Raw genomic sequence first — 4,883 nt, 5'->3', positions numbered from 1 at the left:
CCTGGGTGCTGTACACCGGGCTGCGCTTCGACTGGGGCCCGCGCGAGAACGGCTGGTCGCTGTTCACGGTCGGCGTCGCGTCGGCGATCGTGCAGGGCATGCTGCTGCAGCGGCTGCTGAGGCGCTTCGGCGCGACGCGGCTGGCCACCATCGGCCTGGTGTCGAGCACGCTCGCCAACCTGGGCTGGGCGCTCGCGACCGAGGGCTGGATGATGTACGCGGTGATCGGCTTCAACGTGTTCGGCTTCACGGTGGCCGCGGCCATCCAGAGCATCGTCTCGAATGCCGCCGACCCCCGCACGCAGGGCCAGACCATGGGCGCGATGGCCGCGCTGACCAGCATGACCGCGGTGGTCGCCCCGGTGATCGGTGCCCCGCTGCTGGGCGTCGTCTCGCACCTGCCGCACAACGACTGGCGCGTCGGCGCGCCGTTCTTCTTCTGCAGCGCGTTGCTGGCGGTGGCCACCGTCGTCGCGATGCGTCATTTTTCCCGCCAGACCCTGTTGACCACGCCGGCCGCTTCCCCCAGCGCCGGTTGATGACACCTGACGACACCTGACACCTGCCCACCATGCACGACAAGATCCTCATCCTCGATTTCGGCTCCCAGGTCACGCAGCTGATCGCCCGTCGCGTGCGCGAGGCGCACGTGTTCTGCGAGATCCACTCGAACGACGTCAGCGATGCGTTCATCCGCGAGTTCGCACCGAAGGGCATCATCCTGTCGGGCAGCCACGCCAGCACCTATGAAGAGCACGAGCTGCGCGCGCCGCAGGCCGTGTGGGACCTGGGCGTGCCGGTGCTGGGCATCTGCTACGGCATGTTCACGATGGCGRTGCAGCAGGGTGGGCAGGTCGAGGCCAGCACGCACCGCGAGTTCGGCTATGCCGAGGTGCGGGCGCACGGCCACACGGCGCTGCTGAAGGACATCGAGGATTTCTCGACGCCCGAAGGCCACGGCATGCTGAAGGTGTGGATGAGCCATGGCGACAAGATCACCGCGCTGCCGCCGGGCTTCAAGCTGATGGCATCGACGCCGAGCTGCCCGATCGCCGGCATGGCCGATGAATCGCGCGGCTACTACGGCGTGCAGTTCCACCCCGAGGTCACGCACACCGTGAAGGGCCGCGAGCTGCTGAACCGCTTCGTGCTCGACATCGCGAAGGCGAAGCCCGACTGGGTGATGGGCGACTACATCGAAGAGGCGGTGGCGCGCATCCGCGAGCAGGTGGGCAGCGAAGAGGTGATCCTCGGCTTGTCAGGCGGCGTCGATTCGAGCGTGGCCGCGGCGCTGATCCACCGCGCGATCGGCGACCAGCTGACCTGCGTGTTCGTCGACCACGGCCTGTTGCGGCTCGACGAAGGCCGCATGGTGATGGAGATGTTCGCCGGCCGGCTGCATGCCAAGGTGATCCATGTCGATGCGAGCGATCAGTTCCTCGGCCACCTGAAGGGCGTGAGCGACCCCGAGGCCAAGCGCAAGATCATCGGCCGCGAGTTCGTCGAGGTGTTCCAGGCCGAGGCGAAGAAGCTGAAGACCGCCAAGTGGCTGGCGCAGGGCACGATCTACCCGGACGTGATCGAGAGCGGCGGTGCCAAGACGAAGAAGGCGGTGACGATCAAGAGCCACCACAACGTCGGCGGGCTGCCCGAGACRCTGGGGCTGAAGCTGCTGGAGCCGCTGCGCGAGCTCTTCAAGGACGAGGTGCGCGAGCTGGGCGTGGCGCTGGGCCTGCCGCCGGAGATGGTGTACCGCCATCCGTTCCCGGGCCCCGGCCTGGGTGTGCGCATCCTCGGCGAGGTGAAGAAGGAGTTCGCCGACCTGCTGCGCCGCGCCGATGCGATCTTCATCGAAGAGCTGCGCAACACGCGCGATGCCGAGACCGGCAAGACCTGGTACGAGCTGACGAGCCAGGCCTTCACGGTGTTCCTGCCGGTGAAGAGCGTCGGCGTGATGGGCGACGGCCGCACCTACGACTACGTGGTTGCGCTGCGCGCGGTGCAGACCAGCGATTTCATGACCGCCGACTGGGCCGAGCTGCCGTACAGCCTGCTGAAGAAGGTGTCGGGGCGGATCATCAACGAGGTGCGCGGGATCAACCGCGTGACGTACGACGTGTCGAGCAAGCCGCCGGCGACGATCGAGTGGGAGTGATTCGGGGCGGGTCGGTGCGGTCTTGAACTGTTCGAAATCCGTTGGATTTCCTGAGCAGTTGGTACTCTGCGCCGCTTGAAAAGTTGCCGTCAGAAGGGCTGGCCGGACTGCATGCGATGTGGGCCTCGGCCGCGCTCGGCCTGGTCGTCGCGGGCGCGCTGATGCTCGTGCCAAGCTCGCAGCAGCGCCACGAGATTTCCGTCAAACCTCATCCTGTCAACCGATGAAAATCCGAAACGCTGATTTCGATGACGCGGCAGCGGTCGCCGCGATCTATGGTCCGATCGTCGAGCACACGACGATCTCGTTCGAACTGGAGGTGCCCAGCGTCGACGAGATGCGCAGTCGCATCGCGAAGACACTGCCGGCACTTCCCTGGCTCGTCGCAGAGGACGAAGAAGGGCGTGTCTGCGGTTACGTGTACGCCGGCAAGCATCGGGAGCGCGCAGCGTATCAATGGGCCGTCGACACCTCTGCCTACGTGCGCGAGGACATGCGCGGCCAAGGCATTGGTCGACGGCTGTACGAGGCGTTGCTGAGGCGCCTGGCTGAACTGGGCTACTACCAGGCGTTCGCCGGCATTGCGTTGCCGAACGCGGGCAGCGTGGGCCTGCACGAGGCTGTCGGGTTCAAGCCGCTCGGCGTCTATCGCAACGTTGGATTCAAGAAGGGCGCCTGGCACGATGTCGGTTGGTGGCAGAGAGAGCTGCGACCCTTGGATGCGCCTCCTTCCGAGCCGAGCAGGCATTTGGACGGATGATTCCACTACGTCGCGACTGCCCTCCGACCGTTTCAGTCTGGTTGCGGTTGGTCAGGTCCAGTCGCTAAACGACGGCCCTGACCGAAAGGAGACCTTCGCCGCACCTCGCGTCGAGGTCCCTCAACGCGTTGGTCTTTTCAGTCGGCAACGCCCGAGCAGCGGACGGATCCGCCATGGCTGAGTCAGCCACGCGCCCTGCTGTAGACCKACAGGTCGCCGCGCACGCCGAGACTCTTCATGAAGGCCGGCGGGTCGAAGCCCTCGCTTGCATAGTGCGCCTGCATGGTCGCCTTGGCCCGTGCCATCGCTTCCGCGCTGGCCCATTCGACGATGGTGACGACGTTGAACTCACCCGGCCCCTCGGTCTGTGTCAGCACGAGGTTCTGCCGGCAGCCTGGCTGCCTGGCAAGTAGGCCATCGACGTTGTGCACGCGCGCGAGGAAGGCGCTCAGCGAGGCGGACGGAACCGCGAACTTGTCGACGCGGAACAGCGAGGTGGACATGCGTTGAACCTTTCAATGAAGCTGGTGAGCGGACTCTAGAACCTCAACTAAAGTCGAGGTCAAGAGGTGCACATGAATCATCCTTTGGAAGCAGCCGGAATCGCGCTCAGCCTGAGCGTGGGCGAGGTGGCGCGGCGCAGCGGCGTGGCGGTGTCGACGCTGCATTTCTACGAGGCGAAGGGGCTCATCGCCAGCCGGCGCAGTGCCGGCAACCAGCGCCGGTACGCACGCGACGTGTTGCGCCGCGTCGCCTTCATCCGCGTGGCGCAGCGCGTGGGCATCCAACTGGCGGACATTGCCGCGGCGCTCGACACCTTGCCCGCGAGCCGCACGCCGAACCGAGAGGACTGGGCGCGGCTGTCCAGCACCTGGCGCGTAGAGCTCGATGAGCGCATCGCGCAGCTGAAGAAGTTGCGCGACACGCTTGACGACTGCATCGGCTGCGGCTGCCTTTCGATCGATCGCTGCCGGCTGCGCAACCCGTTCGACAAGCTGGCCGCGCAGGGGCCGGGCGCTCAGCGCCTGCTCGTCAAGCCCGCCAGGGAGTGATCGGCCAGCGTGTCGCACAGCACGTCATCGAGCGGTGTGGAGCAGCTGACTGAGGGTGATGTCGGTATGACCGCAAGTGGCCGACAGTGTATGTTCGCCGCGTCGCTCGCGACCAGTCGGTCGCAGGCCGTTCCGTCTCGCTGGGCGACCGCTTGCAGGGCGATCGACGAATGGGCACAGTCGGCCATGAGCTGCCGGACGCGTCCCCGCTCGCAAGCCGCCATTCATCTTCGGCATCCCGCCCCCATCTGCCGTTCAGCGCCGTGAGGACCAGCAGGTCGCGGACCGCAAGTCCGGGCTACGAACAGACATTCGTGACCATGTCGCAAAACGGACCTTCGAGTCAGTGAGCTACCTGATGTACCTCCCGGCTGCAACGCTCGTAACGCCATACGGCGCTCGAAGGGCAACGACGTGATGCACCGTGGTGCACACTGTTCAACTATCGGTTGTCATCGATGCCTTGGCCCTCCCTCAAGTCCAGTCTCCATGCGATGAAGCCGGCATCGCGCAATGACGCAGCGCACCCGCGCACGGCGGCAGCCTGAGCACGACCCGATGGAACTGCGTCAGCTACGCTACTTCATCCGGATCGTCGAGCTAGGCAGCATGGGCCGCGCCGCGTTGGATTTGGGCGTTGGCACGCCGGCGCTGAGCCAGCAGATCAGCCGCCTCGAGGGCGAGTTGTCGACGCGGCTGCTGCAGCGCACCACCACCGGTGTGCTCCCGACCGATGCGGGACTGGCCTTCTTCCGCCAGGCCCAGCTCGCGATCCGCCATGCCGACGCCGCTGCCCATGCCGCACGGCAGGCGCGGCTGGCCGGGCACGTCAGCATCGGCCTCGCTCCGTCCACTTCGGGCGTGCTCGCGTTGCCGCTGCTGGAGGCAATGCGCGAGCGCTATCCGGACGTGCGGC

At 66.4% G+C, this 4,883-nt stretch carries 7 protein-coding genes; 6 read left to right on the top strand and 1 reads right to left on the bottom strand.

Annotation, left to right across the window (positions count from 1 at the left end; all coding sequences use genetic code 11):
• The 4 genes from AC1D12_RS24750 to AC1D12_RS24735 all read left to right on the top strand — a co-directional run.
• Positions 1–539, top strand: a 539-nt coding sequence (locus AC1D12_RS24750) for an MFS transporter (RefSeq protein ID WP_477843494.1), incomplete at its 5' end; no start/stop codon positions are given.
• A gap of 32 nt (positions 540–571) precedes the next feature.
• Complete coding sequence (guaA, locus tag AC1D12_RS24745) at positions 572–2,155, top strand: glutamine-hydrolyzing GMP synthase (RefSeq protein ID WP_477843492.1); 1,584 nt, start codon at positions 572–574, stop codon at positions 2,153–2,155.
• A gap of 41 nt (positions 2,156–2,196) precedes the next feature.
• Complete coding sequence (locus AC1D12_RS24740; protein ID WP_477829605.1) at positions 2,197–2,382, top strand: hypothetical protein; 186 nt, start codon at positions 2,197–2,199, stop codon at positions 2,380–2,382.
• Entirely contained in the window at positions 2,379–2,915 is a 537-nt protein-coding gene (locus tag AC1D12_RS24735; protein ID WP_477843490.1) for an arsinothricin resistance N-acetyltransferase ArsN1 family B, read from the top strand. Before AC1D12_RS24740 ends, AC1D12_RS24735 begins: the two co-directional genes overlap by 4 nt.
• Before the next feature lie 182 nt (positions 2,916–3,097).
• Here AC1D12_RS24735 and AC1D12_RS24730 read toward each other — a convergent pair whose 3' ends face one another.
• Positions 3,098–3,418 (bottom strand): antibiotic biosynthesis monooxygenase family protein, encoded by a 321-nt coding sequence (locus tag AC1D12_RS24730; protein WP_477843488.1) that lies wholly within the window; start codon positions 3,416–3,418, stop codon positions 3,098–3,100.
• Between the two features lie 72 nt (positions 3,419–3,490).
• Between AC1D12_RS24730 and soxR the strand changes: the two genes are divergently transcribed.
• Together soxR and AC1D12_RS24720 are read left to right on the top strand one after the other, a co-directional pair.
• A complete protein-coding gene (gene soxR, locus AC1D12_RS24725) occupies positions 3,491–3,967 on the top strand; it encodes a redox-sensitive transcriptional activator SoxR (RefSeq protein WP_465112597.1) in 477 nt (158 codons plus the stop codon).
• A 558-nt stretch (positions 3,968–4,525) separates the two neighbouring features.
• Positions 4,526–4,883 (top strand): LysR family transcriptional regulator (locus AC1D12_RS24720; RefSeq protein ID WP_477843496.1); only part of this gene is annotated, 358 nt, incomplete at its 3' end.

The sequence above is a fragment of the Rhizobacter sp. P1_G5 genome (assembly GCF_056405435.1).
The sequence above is the reverse complement of the archived record's forward strand: the minus strand, read 5'-3'. Positions and strand labels throughout refer to the sequence as shown.

What these genes read in the sequence shown, in the direction of transcription:
- soxR (WP_465112597.1), top strand. Translation starts at nt 3,491, where the DNA reads ATGAATCATCCTTTGGAAGCAGCCGGAATCGCGCTCAGCCTGAGCGTG.
- AC1D12_RS24735 (WP_477843490.1), top strand. Translation starts at nt 2,379, where the DNA reads ATGAAAATCCGAAACGCTGATTTCGATGACGCGGCAGCGGTCGCCGCG.